This is a genomic window from Azoarcus sp. DD4 (assembly GCF_006496635.1).
Lineage (GTDB): Bacteria > Pseudomonadota > Gammaproteobacteria > Burkholderiales > Rhodocyclaceae > Azoarcus.
The window spans coordinates 2,608,713-2,624,156 of the sequence record NZ_CP022958.1; the positions used below are offsets into that span (position 1 = coordinate 2,608,713).

The 15,444-nt window shown below is 67.4% G+C and carries 11 protein-coding genes; 3 read left to right on the top strand and 8 right to left on the bottom strand.

Annotated elements, in window-relative coordinates; all coding sequences use genetic code 11:
* Positions 1 to 25 precede the first annotated feature (25 nt).
* On the top strand, positions 26 to 1,111 hold the full coding sequence (locus tag CJ010_RS12085; protein ID WP_141018260.1) for an oxidoreductase: 1,086 nt from the start codon (positions 26 to 28) through the stop codon (positions 1,109 to 1,111).
* A gap of 17 nt (positions 1,112 to 1,128) precedes the next feature.
* Here the strand turns inward: CJ010_RS12085 and CJ010_RS12090 are convergent, their stop codons facing one another.
* From CJ010_RS12090 to zwf, 7 genes are all read right to left on the bottom strand, one after another.
* Complete coding sequence (locus CJ010_RS12090; protein WP_141018261.1) at positions 1,129 to 2,052, bottom strand: carbohydrate kinase; 924 nt, start codon at positions 2,050 to 2,052, stop codon at positions 1,129 to 1,131.
* A gap of 46 nt (positions 2,053 to 2,098) precedes the next feature.
* Complete coding sequence (locus tag CJ010_RS12095) at positions 2,099 to 3,031, bottom strand: ABC transporter substrate-binding protein (protein ID WP_141018262.1); 933 nt, start codon at positions 3,029 to 3,031, stop codon at positions 2,099 to 2,101.
* A 99-nt stretch (positions 3,032 to 3,130) separates the two neighbouring features.
* The gene (locus CJ010_RS12100) at positions 3,131 to 4,153 is read right to left on the bottom strand and encodes a ribose ABC transporter permease (RefSeq protein WP_240794575.1); all 1,023 of its coding nucleotides are present in this window, start codon (positions 4,151 to 4,153) and stop codon (positions 3,131 to 3,133) included.
* A gap of 48 nt (positions 4,154 to 4,201) precedes the next feature.
* Positions 4,202 to 5,749, bottom strand: coding sequence for a sugar ABC transporter ATP-binding protein (locus tag CJ010_RS12105; RefSeq protein ID WP_141018264.1), 1,548 nt, complete (start codon positions 5,747 to 5,749; stop codon positions 4,202 to 4,204).
* Positions 5,739 to 6,986 carry an ROK family transcriptional regulator gene (locus tag CJ010_RS12110; RefSeq protein WP_141018265.1) on the bottom strand — a complete coding sequence of 416 codons (1,248 nt, stop codon included), beginning with the start codon at positions 6,984 to 6,986 and terminating at the stop codon, positions 5,739 to 5,741. The genes CJ010_RS12105 and CJ010_RS12110 overlap by 11 nt, the downstream gene beginning before the upstream one ends.
* A 197-nt stretch (positions 6,987 to 7,183) precedes the next feature.
* On the bottom strand, positions 7,184 to 8,179 hold the full coding sequence (locus tag CJ010_RS12115; RefSeq protein WP_141018266.1) for a glucokinase: 996 nt from the start codon (positions 8,177 to 8,179) through the stop codon (positions 7,184 to 7,186).
* A 37-nt stretch (positions 8,180 to 8,216) separates the two neighbouring features.
* Positions 8,217 to 9,677: a glucose-6-phosphate dehydrogenase gene (gene zwf, locus CJ010_RS12120; protein WP_141018267.1), complete on the bottom strand. Its 1,461-nt coding sequence runs from the start codon at positions 9,675 to 9,677 to the stop codon at positions 8,217 to 8,219.
* Between the two features lie 371 nt (positions 9,678 to 10,048).
* Between zwf and CJ010_RS12125 the strand changes: the two genes are divergently transcribed.
* Together CJ010_RS12125 and CJ010_RS12130 are read left to right on the top strand one after the other, a co-directional pair.
* Positions 10,049 to 11,941, top strand: a complete 1,893-nt coding sequence (locus tag CJ010_RS12125; RefSeq protein ID WP_141018268.1) for a glucokinase — start codon at positions 10,049 to 10,051, stop codon at positions 11,939 to 11,941.
* Positions 11,942 to 12,615: 674 nt separating this feature from the next.
* Positions 12,616 to 14,118: a carbohydrate porin gene (locus CJ010_RS12130; RefSeq protein ID WP_141018269.1), complete on the top strand. Its 1,503-nt coding sequence runs from the start codon at positions 12,616 to 12,618 to the stop codon at positions 14,116 to 14,118.
* 89 nt (positions 14,119 to 14,207) lie between these two features.
* On the opposite strand, the gene CJ010_RS12135 is transcribed toward CJ010_RS12130, so the two are convergent.
* Positions 14,208 to 15,269 (bottom strand): substrate-binding domain-containing protein, encoded by a 1,062-nt coding sequence (locus tag CJ010_RS12135; protein WP_141018270.1) that lies wholly within the window; start codon positions 15,267 to 15,269, stop codon positions 14,208 to 14,210.
* Positions 15,270 to 15,444 lie beyond the last annotated feature (175 nt).

Sequence of the window (15,444 nt, forward strand, 5' to 3'; positions counted from 1 at the left end):
GTTGTCGTTTACGGAGGAATCGCGCATGACCAAGCCTACCGCTCCGCTGCAGGTCGCGCTCGTCGGCTACGGCTATGCCGGCCGCACGCTGCACCTGCCCCTGATCCAGGCCACACCCGGCCTGGCGCTGCACACCGTGGTGACCAGCCGGCCGGAAGAGGTGCGCGACAGCGTGCCGGCGGTGAAGGCCGTGCCGCACCCGGCCGATGCCTTTGCCGATCCCGCGATCGCGCTGGTGGTGATCGCCACCCCGGACCACACCCATGCCGCGCTGGCCGAGGCGGCCTTGCTGGCCGGCAAGCACGTGGTGGTCGACAAACCCTTCACCCTGAGCCTGGCCGACGCCCGCCGGCTGGCGGCGCTGGCCGCCGAACGCGGGGTGTTGCTGTCGGTGTTCCAGAACCGCCGCTGGGACAGCGACTTTCTCGGCCTGCAGGCGATGCTCGCCGATGGCCGGCTCGGCACGCTGAGTCATCTCGAATCCCGCTTCGACCGCTTCCGGCCGGTGCCGCGCACCCAGGGCGGGCGGCTGGACCGCAATGTCTGGCTGGATCTAGGCCCGCACCTGGTGGATCAGGCACTGCTGCTGTTCGGCGTGCCGGCGCGGGTCGGCGGGCTGATCGTGCGCCAGCGCGAAGGTGCCGAGGCGGACGACTGGTGCCAGATGCAGCTCGACTACGGCCGGCTGCAGGTGGTGCTCGGCGCTTCGCTGCTGGTGGCAGGCGGCGTGCCGCGCTTTGCCGCGCACGGCAGCGGCGGCAGCTGGATCAAGTACGGGCTGGACGAGCAGGAGAGCCAGCTGCGCGCCGGTCTGCTGCCGGGCGCGCCCGACTGGGGCCGCGATCCTCGTCCCGGCCATCTGCATCTTGGGGAGGGGCGGATCGAAGACCATGCGGTGCCGCCGGGCGACTATCGCATCTACTACGCGGCGGTGCGCGACGCGCTGGTCGCGCAGGCACCCAATCCGGTGACGCCGGCGCAGGCGGTCGCCACCATGGCGGTGCTGGAGACCGGGGTGGAGGCTGCACGCGCCGGGCGCATGCTCCAACTGCCGCTGACTGCGGCGGAGATTGCCGCGCTCGCGGCGCCGCTTTTCCCGCCGCTGGTCTGATCGCCCGCCCAGGCGCTTTAGAGTTCGGCGCGTCGCGGCATGTCGGCGCCCCTGCGCGAGCAGGTGATGGCCGCCGCGCGCGCCGCGAAGTCGACCAGGCGGGCCAGCGCCTCGACATCCATCTCGGCCAGCGCCGCCGGGTCGAGCTGCCCGGTTTCGGCGAGGTGCGCCAGCATCGCCGCCTGGAAGGTGTCGCCGGCGCCGACGGTATCCACCGTGGCGACGCGCGGCGCCGGCACATCCACCCGGCCGCGGGCGTTCCAGGCGCTGGCGCCGGCCGCACCGCGGGTGACGACCACCAGGCCGCAGCCGCCGGCCAGCCAGCGCCGGGCGAGCGCTGCTTCGTCGGTGGCGCCATAGAGCAGGTGCAGGTCTTCGTCGCTGATCTTGACCAGGTGGGCGAGGCCGGTCAGCACGTCCACCCTTTCACGCCAGCGCGCCACCGAGGGTTCGACGTTGAGCCGGATGTTGGGGTCGTAGGCGATCAGGCGGCGGTCGTGCTCGCGCCGCACCAGCGCTTCGAGCGCGCCGGCGACCGGTTCCACCACGGTGGCGTAGGAGCCGAGATGGATGGCGCGAACGCCCTCGTCCAGCTCGGGCAGCTGGTCGCGGCTCAGCAGCCGGTCGGCCGCGCCGTTGCCGTAGAAGGCGTAGCGCGGCACGCCGGCAGCGTCGAGTTCGACCATGCCCAGCGTGGTGGGCGCGTCGAACAGCGGACACAGTCCGGTTTCCACCCCCTCCTGCGACAGCGTGCGCACCAGGCGTTCGCCCAGCATGTCCCGCGCCAGGCCGCTGAGGAAGGCGACCTGCTGGCCGAGGCGGGCGAGCCCGACGGCGACGTTGAAGGGCGAGCCGCCGGGGCGCGCGTCCAGGTGCAGGGCCTTGTTGCTTTCGTCGCCGATGAAGACGTCGAACAGGGCTTCGCCACAAACGAGAAACATGATGAGCTACCGTCGAGGAGGTGGATGGAAACGCGGTCGGCGGCGGTCAGCGCGGCGACGACCAGCCCTTGTAGCTGCCGACGTTGTCGCGGGTGACCAGCGTCGACGGGATCAGCACCATGGGGTTGGCGGGACGCTTGCCGTTGAGCACGTCGTTGCCGATCATCACCGCCTGCTGCGCCATCGCCCACGGATCCTGGCTGGCCGAGGCTTCGACCTGAGTGTCGGTCTTGAGCGCGTTCTCGATGTCGGGGGCGCCGTCCACCGAGGCGATCACGAGGCCCTTGCGTTTGAGCTGGCGGGCGGCGAGGTCGGTGCCGATGGCCTGCGGGTCGTTGATGGTGAATACCGCGTCGAGCTTGGGGAAGCGGGTGAGGTGGCCGAGCATCACGTTCATGCCGCCTTCGCGCGAGCCCTTGCCGTCCTGGTCGTCGGACAGCACCTTGATGCCGGGTGTCGCCTTCAGCACTTCCTTGCAACCGGTGACCCGGTCGACCACGGCCGAGACTTGCGGTCCGTTCTGGATGACGACATTGCCCTGGCCGTTGAGGCGCTTGACGATGTACTCGCAGGCGATGCGGCCGGCCTGGATGTTGTCGGTCTGCACCGTGGCATCCGCCCCGGCGGCAGCCACGTCGACGCCCACCACCGCGATGCCCGCCTTCTGCGCCTTGCGTACCGCCGGCTCGATCGCCTTGGGGTCGGCGGCGTTCAGCAGAATGAGATCCACGCCAGCGGAGATGAAGTTGTCGATCTGGGTGAACTGCTTGTTCAGGTCGTAGTCGGCCGACACCGCCAGCACCTTGGCGTTGGGGTAGAGCTCCTTCACCTTGGCTTCGGCGCCCTTGGCGATGGTGACGAAGAAGGGGTTGCCGAGCGAGCCGACGGTGACGCCGACCGACTTGATCTCGCGCGCCTGGGCGAGGCCGGCAACGAGGGCGAGGGCGATACCGGCAGCGATGGCCTTGCGATGGAACATGGAAGTCTCCTCATCCGGTCTTTTTGGCAAGCCGCAATCCGGGACCGGCAGCCGGATAGCGGCGAGATGGAAAAATGGTGAAGCGCGAAGGGGGGCGGCTCAGGTGCGGGCGCCGCTCTGGCGGTAGCGGTCGAGCGCGACCGCGCCGATGATGACCAGGCCCTTGATGATGTATTGCCAGATATCGGACACGCCCAGCAGCACCAGGCCGTTGGTGAGCACCGCGATGATGAGCGCGCCGATCAGGGTGCCGAGGATGGAGCCGACGCCGCCGACGAAGCTGGTGCCGCCGAGGATGACCGCCGCGATCGCGTCCAGCTCGTAGGACTGGCCGAGCTGCAGGCCGTTGGCGGCGAGCAGCCGCGCGGAGGTCATCACCGCGCCGAGGCCGGCGAGCAGGCCCGACATCGCATAGACGAAGAGCAGCACCTTCCACACCTTGATGCCCGACAGGCGCGCCGCTTCCGGGTTGCTGCCGACCGAGTAGATGTGCAGGCCGAGCACGGTGCGGCGCAGGATGAACCACGAGCCGGCGATCACTGCGGCGGCAATCCACACCAGCCAGGGAATGCCGAGCAGGTTGTCGTTGCCGATGAAGGCGAAGGGCAGGTCGGGGTTGAACACCGTCTTGTCGTCGCCGAGCAGGCGGGCGATGCCCCGCACCGCGGTCAGCGCGCCGAGCGTGACGATGAAGGGTGGCAGCTTGCCGAAGGCGACCAGGCTGCCGTTCATCAGGCCGAAGGCCAGCCCGGTGGCGAGACCGGCGGTGATGCCCAGCATGCCGCCGCCGGGCAGCGTCGAGCCCATCACCGACACCACCGCGGCGGCGGCGAGGATGGAGCCCACCGACAGGTCGATGCCGGCGGTGAGGATGACGAAGGTCATGCCGGCGGCGAGCACGATGTTGATCGAAGCCTGCTGGGCGATGATGGAGATGTTCTGCGCGGTGAGGAAGCCTTCGGCCAGCACGCCGAAGCCGCCAGCAAGCAGGATGAGCACCGGCAGCATGCCGACGGCGCGCATCGTGGATTGGAAACGCTCGCGCGCGGTCGGCTGGTGTGGGGCGCGCGCCGCGCCGGGCTGAGGAACGGACGGGGCGATCGGCGTGGGGGTCTGGCTCATTGTCTTCTCCATGATTTTTGTCTCCTGCTCTCGTGTGGGGCGCGCCTTTCAGGCGGCCCGCGGCAGGGTTTCGGGGGTGGCGCCGGTGGCCAGCGCGATGATGGCTTCCTGGGTGATGGTGGCGCCCGAGTGGCCGCCGAGTTCGCCGACCAGTTCGCCTTCGCGCATCACCAGCACGCGGTCGGCGGTGCCGACGATCTCCGGCAGCTCGCTCGAAATCACGATCACGCCCACGCCGCGCTGGGCGAGGTCGTTGATGATCCGGTAGATCTCGGACTTGGCGCCGATGTCGACGCCGCGCGTCGGCTCGTCGAGGATGAGCACCCGCGGCTTGATCTCCAGCAGGCGCGACAGCAGCACTTTCTGCTGGTTACCGCCCGACAGCGCGCCGACGTTGACGCGGGAATTCGGTACCCGGATGGCCAGGTCGCGGATGGCCGCGTTGGCGCGCTCGCGCGCCTTGGCGAGGTTGAGCACGCCGGCGCCGCGGGCATCGCCCGAGCAGGCGCAGACGTTGATGTTGTCGCGCACGCTCATGTCGAGGAAGAGGCCGCGGCCCTTGCGGTCCTCGGTGAGGTACACCACGCCGGCGCGGATCGCGTCGCGCGGGGTGCGCAGGCGCACCGGTACGCCGTCGACCACCAGTTCGCCGCCGCTGCGAGGATCGGCGCCGAAGATGAGGCGGGCGAGTTCGGTGCGGCCGGCACCGACCAGGCCGGCGATGCCCAGCACCTCGCCGGCGTGCAGGTCGAAGCTGCAGTCGCGCACGCGGTTACCGTCATGCATGTTGCGCACCGCCATCACCACCTTGCCCGGCTCGTAGGCGCGATGGTCCTTCTTGTAGAAACCGGATAGGTCGCGGCCCACCATCATCTGCACCAGCGCATCGGCCGACAGCTCTGCGCGGTCCAGGGTGCCGACGTAGCTGCCGTCGCGCAGCACCGAGACACGGTCGGACAGTTCGTAGATTTCCGCCATGCGGTGGCTGACGTAGACGATGGCCAGGCCTTCGGCGCGCAGCTGGCGGATCAGCTCGAACAGGCGGTCGGTCTCGCGCGAGGACAGCGGCGTGGTCGGTTCGTCCATGACCAGGATGCGGGCTTTGGCGTGTACCGCACGGGCGATCTCCACCAGCTGGCGTTCCGCGATGGAGAGCCCGCCGACCACGGTGCGCGGGCCGAAGCTCGCGCCCAGCCGGGTGAGGATGTCGGCGCATGCGGCTTCCATCGCCGCGCGGTCCACCCGGCCGCCCCGGCGCAGCTCGCGGCCGAGGTAGATGTTCTCGGCCACGCTGAGGCTGGCGCACAGGGTCAGCTCCTGGTAGATCACCGCCACACCCAGCGCCTTGGCCGACAGCGGGCCGTCGATCACCACCGCTTGGCCGTCGATCAGGATTTCGGCACCGGCATCGGCCTGGTAGGCGCCCGACAGGATCTTCATCAGTGTCGATTTGCCCGCGCCGTTCTCGCCCATCAGCGAATGGACTTCGCCGGGGTAGAGCGTCAGCGACACGTCGCGCAGTGCGCGCACGCCGGGAAAGGTCTTGGAGATGCCGCGCATCTCGAGCACCGGCCGCAGGGTTTGATCAGTCGGCATCACGCATTTCCTCCATCGATTTGCCCTGGTTGCGCAGGATTTCCGCGCGCGGGGAGAAGCTGAAGAACATCGGCAGGCTGGCTGCGCCGACAGCACCGGCGTCGGAGCCGAAGGAGCCGCGTACCAGGTCGGGCACGCCGCGCGCTTCCGGTGCGGTTTCCGCCAGGCTGGCGGCCAGCTGGCGCTGCAGCAGGTCGAGCAGGCCGCCATCGACGTCGGCATCCAGCACGACCACCGGCACGTCGAGAATGCACAGCGCCGAGCGCAGCGCGGGGGTCAGCGCGTCGATGCAGTCCTCGACCCACTCTTCCACCGCAGGATGGTGGGCGCGGATGTGGCGTTCGAGGTCGGCGTGGCTGGCCACTTCGGCGCCGTGGTAGCGCAGATGGCGGGCCAGCGCGTTGAGCGAGGCGCGCGACAGCAGCAGCTCCCACTTGCCGCTGGGAGCCTGGGCCGAAGCGAGCTTGCCCGGCGGTACCGGCATCACCGCGACGTCGCCGGCATTGCCGGTGACGCCGCGCAGGCAGTCGCCGTTGAGCGCGATGCCGCAGCCGATGACCGGGCCGAGGAAGAGGTAGATGAAGTCGTCGAACTCGCGGCCGCAACCGTAGAAGAGTTCGGCGATGGCGGCGGCGTTGCCGTCGTTTTCGCTGAACACCGGCAGGCCGGTGGCCTCGCCGAGCTCGAAGGCGAAGTCGACTTCGTCCCAGGCGCGGAACTCGGGTTGGGCGATATTGAGTTCGCGCAGCCAGGCGCCCAGGTTGAACGGCTGGGCAACGCCGATGCCGGTGAGGCGCTCACGCTCTTCCGGGGTGATCGCCTTCAGCACTTCGTCGATGTCCTTGCGCACCAGTTCGAGCGTCTCGTCCGGGGAGGGCAGGATGCGGTCGTGCACCCGGCGGGCGAGGATCTGGCCACCGAAGTCGAGCAGGGCGGTTTCGATGGAGTCGCGGTCGAGCCGTACGCCGATGCCGAAGGCGCCCTTGGGGTTGAGGTCGATCAGGGTAGCCGGCTGGCCGCGCTGGCCTTCGGTTCGGCGACCGGTATAGACGATGAGGTCGCTCTCTTCGAGCGACTGGATGATGCTGCCGATGGCGGTGCTGGTGAGGTGGGTGCGGCGTGCGAGGTCGGCCTTGGAGGCTTCGCCGCTGCGGCGCAAGACCTGCAGCAGCAGCCTTTCGTTGTAGCGCCGCAGCCGCACGGAGTTGCGGCCACGCCCGGGAGGGGCTATTGCCATCTTCGTCTCCTTCCTGCCCGCTCATTGGCGGTGCTTATTAATAAATCAACTTGGTTTATTTAATGTCGCGCCGAACGGAATGTCAAGAACAAGATGTGGATTTACTCCATCTGCACGAAGGGGCAGGCATCCGCCCGGTGAACGGCCGATGGCGGCGAGGCTTGCGCATGCCGCCCTGTGGGTGAAACGTGGTCTGCTCAGGGGGGCGTCGTGGAGTCGGCGGCCCTGCGTTCGAGCACGCGGGCCGAGCCGATCAGGCCGGGGTAGGCGGCCTGGATCACATAGGTGGGAATCTCGGACAGGTAACGGCTGAAACGCCCCTTGTCCTCGAAGCGCTGGCGGAAGGGCGAGCGGGCAAAGGCTTCTCCCAGCCGCGGCACGATGCCGCCGCCGATATAGATGCCGCCGCGCGCCCCGAGCGTGAGCGCGAGGTCCGCCGCGACGGTGCCGAGAAAGGCACAGAAGCTGGCCAGTGTGACCACGCACAGGGCGTCGCTGCCGGCCAGTGCCAGGCGGGTGACGTCGGCCGGGTCGTAGGGCTCGGGCAGGCGGCCGGCAAGCGCGGCGTGTGCCTGGTAGAGCGCGACCAGACCGGGGCCGGACAGCACGCGTTCGGCCGATACGTGCGGATAGCGTGCCGCCAGCCAGGCGATGAGCTCCGCCTCCTGCGGATTGCTGGCAGCGAGCGTTACATGCCCGCCTTCGCCTTCGAGCGGTACGTAGTCGCCGCCGCAGGGAACCAGGCCGGAAATGCCGAGGCCGGTGCCGGCGCCCAGCAGGCCGATCGCCCGCCCGCCGGCAGCGCTGCCGCCGCCGACCTTCATCAGGTCCTCCGGCCGCAGCACTGGTAATGCCAGCGCGAGCGCGGTGAAGTCGTTCACCACCTCGAGATGGTCCAGCCTCAGTGTCGCGCGCAACTCGCGGACGGAAAACGCCCAGTCGTGGTTGGTCATGCGGATGGTGTCGCCGTCGACCGGGTTGGCGATGCCGAAGGCGCACCAGCGCGGGCGCGGCGTGGTGGTGCCGGCGAGATAGTGCTCCATGGCAGCGGCCGGGCCGTCGAAATCGGCGCAAGGCAGGGTACGGATCGCCTCGGGCTGGCCGCCGGGCGCGGTGATCAGCGCGAAGCGCGCATTGGTGCCGCCGATGTCGCCGACCAGGCGGGGGAAGGTGTGAATGAGTGCAGGGGGCATTTCAGCGTCCTCGTGTTGTTGCGGGCAGCGCGGCCGATCAGATTTCCTCGTACCAGGAGAGTCCGTCGCGCGACAGCAGCGCGCTCGACGCCGCCGGGCCCCAGGTGCCGGCAGTGTATGGCTTGGGGCGTTCGCCGCTGGCATCCCAGCCGGCGAGAATGGGCTCGACCCAGCGCCAGGCGGCCTCCTGCTCGTCGCGGCGGACGAACAGGGTCAGGTTGCCGCGCATGACGTCCATCAACAGGCGCTCGTAGGCTTCAAGCCGGCGGCTGCGGAAGGCCTCGGCGAAGTCGAGGTTGAGCTGCACCGGTTGCAGGTGCATGACGTCGCCCGGCTGCTTGGCGAGCAGGTGCAGATCCACCGTTTCTTCCGGCTGCATGCGGATCACCATGCGGTTGGCGTGCTGTGGCGAGGCCGGTATGCCGAAGATGGAGTGCGGCACCGAGCGGAAGTTGATGACGATCTCGGCTACCTTGTCCTGCATGCGCTTGCCGGTGCGCAGGAAGAAGGGCACGCCCGCCCAGCGCCAGGTGTTGATCTCGGCCTTGAGCGCGACGAAGGTTTCGGTGCGGCTGTCGGGCGCGATGCCGGCTTCTTCGAGGTAGCCGGGCACGGGCTGGCCTCCGCTGGCGCCGGCGCGATACTGGCCGCGCACGCTGCGGCTGGCGACGTCGCCCGGACCGAAGGGGCGCAAGGCGCGCAGGATCTTGAGCTTTTCGTCGCGCACGGCGTCGGGGTTGATCGATGCCGGCGGTTCCATCGCGACGATGCACAGGAGTTGCAGCAGATGGTTCTGCACCATGTCGCGCATCGCGCCGACGCGGTCGTAGAAATCCCCGCGGGCCTCGACACCGACCTGTTCGGCCACGGTGATCTGCACGTCGCGCACCCATTCGCGCCGCCACAGCGGTTCGAACAGCGCGTTGCCGAAGCGCAGGGCCAGCAGGTTCTGCACCGGTTCCTTGCCGAGGTAGTGGTCGATCCGGTAGATCTGGCCTTCGCCGAAGTAGTGGCCGACCTCGTCGTTGATCGCGCGGGAAGACGCAAGATCGTGGCCGAGCGGCTTCTCCAGCACCACCCGGCTGTCGGCGGCGATCAGGCCGGCCGCTTCGAGGTGACGGCTGATCGCGGCGAAGAGGCTGGGCGCGGTGGAGAGATAGAACACGCGCTGACCGTCCGGTCGCGCCGACAACTGCTCGGCAAGCCCGCTGAAACTCGTGCCGTCGAGGGCGTCTACCCGCGCATACAGCAGGCGGGCAACAAAGGTGTTCCAGTCACTGCGGCGGAAGTCCTTGCCGAGAAAGCGCTGGGCCTGCACGCAGACCAACTCGCGGTAGCCTGCGTCGTCCAGATCATCGCGGGCAACCCCGACGATGCGGGTGGCGGCCGCCAGTAGGCCGTCGCAATGCAGGTGATAGAGCGCCGGCAGCAGCTTGCGCATCGCCAGGTCGCCGGTACCGCCGAAGATGACCAGATCGAGGGGGCGTTGGGTGTTCATGGGAGTCTCATCGAAGAATGCGCCGTTCAGGCATCTGATGACTTATTGTGTAGCAAAATTACAAATAAGCAAAGTACAACGTGGGTGCGGTCATGGATGAGCGGCTGCCGAAAAAAGCCCGGGATATTATCGTTAGTGTATGAACTTAAACAATATATTGACGAAGTGTGGCGGCGGTTAAGGTGGAGCGCTGTCCTCGCGTGCGGGGCTTCGTGGCGCGTAATGAAGTAACAGAATGAGGGGGTCCGTACCAATACTACGTATTTCGCGAGGGTGTCCGGCCTTGCTGCGGGCGGTAGGCGACTAGAATGCATGGCATATCGGCGCGCGTCCGGTGCGGCGGCGCAGGCAATGCGATAGACGGGGTGTTCATGTACGGAGAAGAGAGGGCGGAAGGCATCGGGCAATCCACGGCGGAGTTCGCCGACGGTCCGCGTTTGCTGGCGGACATCGGTGCAACCAACGCCCGCTTCGCGCTCGAGCGCGCACCGGGGCGCCTGGAGGCGGTGGAGGTTCTGCAGTGCGCCGACTACGGGGGCATCGTCGAGGTCGTGCAGTCCTACCTTCGTCGCTCGTCCGGTGCGGCGCCGCGCCACGCGGCCATCGCCATCGCCAATCCCATCGCCGGCGACCTGGTCAGGATGACCAACCGCGACTGGCGGTTCTCCATCGATGCGACGCGTCGCGAACTCGGTCTCGATACCTTGCTGGTGGTGAACGACTTCACCGCGCTGGCGATGGCGCTGTCGCGGCTGCCGGAGGACGGGCGCGTCCAGGTGGGTGGCGGCGAGCCGAGCCCCGGCGGGGTGGTCGGCCTGATCGGGCCGGGCACGGGTTTGGGCGTGTCCGGCCTGATCCCTGCCGGGGATCGCTGGGTGACGCTGGGGAGCGAGGGCGGGCATGTGAGCTTTGCGCCGGGTGACGAGCGCGAGATCTTTGTTCTGCAATACGCCTGGCGCGAGTGGTCGCACGTGTCGGCCGAACGCCTGATCTCCGGGCCGGGCATGGAGCTGGTCCATCGCGCTCTCGCCGAACGCGCGGGCGTGGTGCTGGAGCAGCCGCTGACTGCCGCGAAGATCGTAGCGCGCGCACTGGCCGGTGATGATCCGCTGTGCGCCGAGGTCGTCGACTGCTTTTGCGCGATGCTCGGTACCGTGGCGGCCGACGTGGCGGTGACGTTGGGCGCTGTGGGTGGCATCTACATCGGCGGCGGCATCGTGCCGCGGCTCGGCGATCTCTTCCTGCGTTCGCCCTTCCGGCGGCGCTTCGAGAACAAGGGGCGTTTCGCCGACTACCTCGCCCGGATTCCGACCTACGTGATCACCGCGCCGCAACCGGCTTTTCAAGGGGTGTCGGTCATTCTCGGCCATCATCTGCGCGCCGAGCGGGGCGAAAACCCCTTGCTGGAGAAAGTCGGTGCCGCGCTGTCCACGCTCAGCAAGGCCGAGCAGCGAGTTGCCCGCCTGCTGCTGGACCAGCCGCGCAGCTTCCTGAACGACCCGGTGGCCGATATCGCTCGGCATGCCCATGTCAGCCAGCCGACCGTCATCCGCTTCTGCCGCACGCTGGGGTTCAGCGGCCTGGCGGATTTCCGCCTGAAACTGGCATCCGGACTGACCGGCACGGTGCCGGTGCGTCACAGCCAGGTGAAGGCCGATGACGCCGCGCCCGATCTGTCGGCCAAGGTGCTGGACAATACGGTGTCGGCCATCCTGAGGCTGCGCGATGGCCTCGATCCCGCGGCGGTCGAGCAGGCCATCGGTCTGCTGCGGCAGGCTGCGCGCATCGAGTTCTATGGTGCCGGTAATTCGAGCGTCGTCGCGCTCGACGGCCAGTACAAGTTCTTCCGCTTCGGCATTCCCGCCGTTGCCTACGCCGATCCGCGGCTCGAAGCGATGGCGGCCGAGTTGCTCGCGCCGGGAGATGTGGTGGTTGCCGTCTCCAGTTCCGGACGCCTGCCGGAACTGCTCAAGGCGGTCGATCTCGCGCTTGCGGCCGGCGCCGCAGTGATTTCCATCACCGCAAGCCACTCGCCGCTGGCGAAGAAGGCGACCGTCAATCTCGCCGTCGATCATGCCGAAGACATCGCAACCCATCTGTCGATGATCTCGCGCATCCTGCATCTGCTGATGCTCGACGTGCTCGCCGTCGGCGTCGCGGTCCGCGGCGGAGCCGATCGCGGCGCGCGGCGCGGTGCCGAAGCCCAGACGCGTACCGCTGCCGAAGGCGGTGATCTCGGTGCGCTGATCTCCCACGCCAGCTGAGCTGGTCTTTCCGGTGCCGGTGCCAGGCCGGCGCCAGTCTCTCCCTGCCTGGCGTCGATGTGCTTGCTGCCGCGAGCGCGTGAGCGCGTCGCCGCTGCGCTCGGCAGGGCTGCGCCTGGCGGGACGCGTGCGGGGTGGCGACAGCGCCATACAGCCTTCCCCATGGCGTTGGCCGCTTCTTGTCGGGCGGGGCATCTCGAATATCGAAAGCGCTTTGGGGCTAAAAGTGGAGAAGAAGAACATGATTAGTGATCAGTTATGAACTTGTATCACAGAATATGTGTTCACGGCATTAACGCCATTTACGGCTTGTGATAACTAAAAACATACTAAAAAACAATGGTGAAAATGCCTTAACATTCCTGGTGGCATGATTTGATTGGCAATGTTTTGTAGGGCAACTACAAAAAATTTGCAAACGTTCGGTAGTATTTCTACAATCCGCTACAAGCTGGTTGAAAAGCCACGCGGCGGTTGCGGATTTCATCTCCACCCCGTGTGTGTCTGCTGCTGATCCGAGTGCCGCCGGCGGTCTTTCCCGCTCGGCCACCGGGGTGACGCGCAGCCAGTTGTGGAGAGCGACCCAGAACGTATTTCCGCCCGTCGCAGGCGCTCGCAGAAGCGCCGCCGCTGGCGTCAGTGTTGCAGCCAATCAGAACTGAGGAGACAAGGGAATGAACACCAAGCACACCGCAATCGCCATCGGCATTGCCCTCGCGTTTTGCGGCAATGCGAGCGCCGCTGATGACGGCAAGTCGCGCCGGGTCGAGGACCTGGAAGCGCGCATCGCCAAGCTGGAAGAGCAGCTGCGCGCGGTGACCTCGATGGCCCAGCAGGCGACGACCGCGGCCCAGCAGGCCAGCGATGTAGCCAAGCAGGCCGACACCACCGCGACCGCGGCCAAGGTGGCGACCGATACCCAGGCGCCGCTGACCAAGGCGGCTGGCGAAACCGCCTCGTCCTTCGAGTTCCACGGCTATGCCCGGTCGGGAACGGTGTCGGGCGGCGACATGTACACCGTCAAGGGGGTCGGCCCCTACTTCACGCCGGCCGGCCCCCTGGGCGGTGCGGTCGGGCGTCTCGGCGTGGAGACCGACACCTACGTCGAAGCGAAGATGATCAAGAACTTCCGTACGGACGACGGCAGTACCGGCAGCTTCAATTTCATGGTGGCGGACGGCACCAACAGCAACAACGACTGGACTGCCGGCGAGAACGGCGTGAACGTGCGCTGGGTGTTCGGCGAGCTGAGCAAGCTCGCCAGCTTCAAGGGCACCGCGTTGGAGAACGCCACCCTCTGGGCAGGCAAGCGCTTCGACAAGAAGAACTACGACATCCACTTCTTCGACAGCGACGTGATCTTCCTGGCCGGCACCGGTGCCGGCGTCTATGACGTCGAGGTGACGCCGGACTGGAAGAGCAGCTTCTCGGTCTATGGCCGCGACTTCGTCAATGACGATGACGACAGCGTCAAGAGCTACATCGTCACCACCAACAACTTCATCGGCAACTGGCAGGTCATGCTCAACGGCATCCGTGCCAAGCAGAACGAGAATGCCGACAGCGGCCGCGCCACCACCGGCTATCACGGGCTGCTGGGCTACAACGCGCCCACCTTCTACGGCGTGGCCAGCGGTTTCTCGAAGACCGGCATCCTTTTCGGCCGCGGTCTCGGTGCCGAGGTCAAGCGCGTCGGCGCGGTCGGCAACCTGCAGGACGACGCCCAGGCGGTACGCGTCTTCACCATGGGTGTGACCGATCTGGCCAAGGACTGGAAGATCGCGCCCGCGCTGATGGCCGAGACGAGCAAGGACCGTTTCAACAAGGGCGACGAGTACAAGTGGGTGTCCGCCAACCTGCGGCTGAACAACGCGATCAACAAGAACTTCGCGATGCAGTACGAAGCCACCTACCAGTACATGGATCTCGACAGCACCTTCGATACCGGCAAGGGCGGTTTCTACAAGCTCACCGTGGCGCCGACCTTCAAGCTGGATACCAGCGCCGGCTTCTTCGCCCGCCCGGAACTGCGCCTGTTCGGCAGCTGGATGGGCTGGGACAAAGACCTGAACGGTTTCAGCTACGACGGCACCGCCAACAACGGCACCTTCGGCAACACCACCTTCAAGGGCTCGAGCAAGTGGCTGTTCGGTGCCCAGATGGAAGTGTGGTTCTGAGTCGGCGCGGCTGAGTCTCCCGGAAGCCGGCGATGCACCGCATCCCGCCCCATGCCTCGCACACGACGGGAGGCCGCGGTCGCGGCCGCTTAGCTCGTCGCCTTGCTGCGAATGCGCCTGGTTGTCGTGGCGGAGGCAGGGGGCGGGCCGTCGCTGTCGCCGACTTCGATGTGCGGCTCGCCCAGCGTGTGGAGCTCGGCCAGCGGCTTGCCGGCCAGCACGCGGACGACCAGGTCGGCGATCGCGCGGCCGGTGGCTTCGCCGGTCGGCTGGGCGACGGCCGTCACCTTGTAGGTGAGCGGGATCTCGGTCGGAATGCCGTCATAGACGATGAGCGACATGCCCTGGCCCGGTTTCCAGCCGGCATCGCCGAGGGCGCGCAGGGCGCCGACGCCGGCGACGTTGTTGTCGATCAGCACGGCGGTCGGCGGCTCGGGCAGCGCGAGCAGCCTGCCCACCGCCTCGTAGCCGCCGACGCGGTTGATCGGCGCCTCGACGACGAACGCAGGCTCGGGTTCGATCCCGGCAGCGCGCAGCGCGCCAACGAAGCCGGCGTGCCGCTGCATGGCGAAGTTGAGTTCCAGCGGCGCGTGGATCAGTGCGATGCGGCGGTGGCCGAGTTGGAGCAGGCGTTCGACCGCCAGCCGGCCGCCCGCCTCGTTGTCGAAGTCGAACCAGGCGTAGGGCAGGGTGCTTTGCGTACGGCCATAGGCGACGAAGGGAAAGTTGCGCTCCTGCAGCAGGCGGATGCGCGGGTCATCCACCCGGGTGCGGGCGACGACCATCGCGTCCACCCGGCGGCCGTCGATGAGGCGGCGGTAGGTGTCGAGTTCGACATCGGGCCTCGACGAATGGATCAGCAGGTCGAGATCGTGTTCGGCGAGCCGTTCGGTCATGCCGGACACCACTTCGCCGAAGCGGATGTCGCCGATGTCGCTGGCGCTGAACGGATAGACGATGCCGATGGCGTTGGCGCGTCCGGTCGCCAGCTGTCGCGCCTGCGAATTGGGTTGGTAACCGAGCTTCTGAGCGGCTTCCACGACGCGCTGGCGGGTGTTCTCGCTGACGTCCGAATAACCGTTGAGTGCGCGGCTGACGGTGGTTTGCGACAGCCCGAGCGACTCGGACAGCATTTTCAGATTCACCTTCATGGGGTCGTCCTTTGCCCGCTCCGGGCGGGGAGCGGTCGTCTGCTAACGAAACACTGAATGGGGCAAGTCTAGCGACTCCGGAAAGTCCGGAGTTCCCCGCAAAAACGAGTTTACATCCAAAGCGCTTCGGATTACGATCCAAACCGCTTTTGTGATTTTATAACAGCATCAAAAA

Excerpts from the sequence above, each read along its gene's own strand:
- CJ010_RS12110 (WP_141018265.1), bottom strand. The coding sequence starts at position 6,986 with ATGGCAATAGCCCCTCCCGGGCGTGGCCGCAACTCCGTGCGGCTGCGG.
- CJ010_RS12105 (WP_141018264.1), bottom strand. The coding sequence starts at position 5,749 with ATGCCGACTGATCAAACCCTGCGGCCGGTGCTCGAGATGCGCGGCATC.
- CJ010_RS12135 (WP_141018270.1), bottom strand. The coding sequence starts at position 15,269 with ATGAAGGTGAATCTGAAAATGCTGTCCGAGTCGCTCGGGCTGTCGCAA.
- CJ010_RS12095 (WP_141018262.1), bottom strand. The coding sequence starts at position 3,031 with ATGTTCCATCGCAAGGCCATCGCTGCCGGTATCGCCCTCGCCCTCGTT.
- CJ010_RS12100 (WP_240794575.1), bottom strand. The coding sequence starts at position 4,153 with ATGAGCCAGACCCCCACGCCGATCGCCCCGTCCGTTCCTCAGCCCGGC.
- zwf (WP_141018267.1), bottom strand. The coding sequence starts at position 9,677 with ATGAACACCCAACGCCCCCTCGATCTGGTCATCTTCGGCGGTACCGGC.
- CJ010_RS12085 (WP_141018260.1), top strand. The coding sequence starts at position 26 with ATGACCAAGCCTACCGCTCCGCTGCAGGTCGCGCTCGTCGGCTACGGC.
- CJ010_RS12130 (WP_141018269.1), top strand. The coding sequence starts at position 12,616 with ATGAACACCAAGCACACCGCAATCGCCATCGGCATTGCCCTCGCGTTT.
- CJ010_RS12090 (WP_141018261.1), bottom strand. The coding sequence starts at position 2,052 with ATGTTTCTCGTTTGTGGCGAAGCCCTGTTCGACGTCTTCATCGGCGAC.
- CJ010_RS12115 (WP_141018266.1), bottom strand. The coding sequence starts at position 8,179 with ATGCCCCCTGCACTCATTCACACCTTCCCCCGCCTGGTCGGCGACATC.
- CJ010_RS12125 (WP_141018268.1), top strand. The coding sequence starts at position 10,049 with ATGTACGGAGAAGAGAGGGCGGAAGGCATCGGGCAATCCACGGCGGAG.